Raw genomic sequence first — 1,202 nt, forward strand, 5'->3', positions numbered from 1 at the left:
TCTGCCGATACCTCGGTGACGGATACCCAGGACACCACTGGCCTCACCTTGAGTGCGACTGATTCGGTTGCTGAAGGCGGCTCGATTGTTTACACCGCGACGCTGACCAATGCGGCCGGCACGCCGGTTACCGTCACCTTGAGCAACGGCGCAGTGATCAACATTGCTGCCGGAGCGACCACCGGTACCGTCACTGTCGACGCGCCGAAGGACGACGTCTACAAGGACGCCGGCAAGGTCGAAGTCAGCATCGACAAGGCCACCGGTGGCAACTTCGAGAACCTCGTCCCGAGCACGACCCCTGCCGTCACGGACGTCACCGATACCGTCGACACCAGCACCGTTTCGCTGACTGCCACATCGACCGTCGCCGAAGGCGGCACCGTGGTCTACACCGCCTCGGTCAACGCTCCAGTCACCGGTGCGCCACTCGTGGTGACATTGAGCAACGGCCAAACCATCACTATCCCAGTCGGCGCCAGCAGCGGCTCGGTGAACTTCGTTACGACGAACGATGCCCTCGCGGGCGGTGACAACCTGAGCGTCAAGATTGACGACGCCAAGGGTGGTAACTACGAAAAACTCGACATCGATGGCAAGTCTGCCGATACGACCGTTACCGACGTTCAGGACTCCACTGGTCTGACCCTCTCGGCCACCGACACCGTGGCCGAGGGCGGCTCGATTGTTTACACCGCCACGCTGACCAACGCTGCCGGCTCGCCAGTCACCGTCACCTTGAGCAATGGTGCCGTCATCAACATTGCTGCTGGCGCGACCACTGGCACCGTCACCGTTGATGCCCCTAAAGACGACGTCTACAAAGACGCCGGAAAGGTTGAAGTCAGCATCGATAAAGCGACTGGTGGCAACTTCGAGAACCTTGTTCCGAGCACCAACCCGGCTGTCACTGACGTGACCGATACCATCGACACCAGCACCGTTTCGCTGACTGCCACATCGACCGTCGCCGAAGGCGGCACTGTGGTCTACACCGCCTCGGTCAACGCTCCAGTCACCGGTGCGCCACTCGTGGTGACATTGAGCAACGGCCAAACCATCACTATCCCGGTCGGCGCCAGCTCCGGCTCGGTGAACTTCGTTACAACGAACGACGCTCTTACCGGCGGCGATAACCTGAGCGTCAAGATCGACGACGCCAAGGGTGGCAACTACGAAAAACTGGCTATCGACGGCAAGAC

1 protein-coding gene is annotated in these 1,202 nt (G+C 60.8%); it reads left to right on the forward strand.

Annotation, left to right across the window (positions count from 1 at the left end):
- The coding region (locus BM321_RS29235; protein WP_175535179.1) for an immunoglobulin-like domain-containing protein at window positions 1-1,202 on the forward strand (1,202 nt) is incomplete at both ends.

The sequence above is a fragment of the Pseudomonas sp. NFIX10 genome, from assembly GCF_900111955.1.
GTDB lineage: Bacteria > Pseudomonadota > Gammaproteobacteria > Pseudomonadales > Pseudomonadaceae > Aquipseudomonas > Aquipseudomonas fluorescens_AA.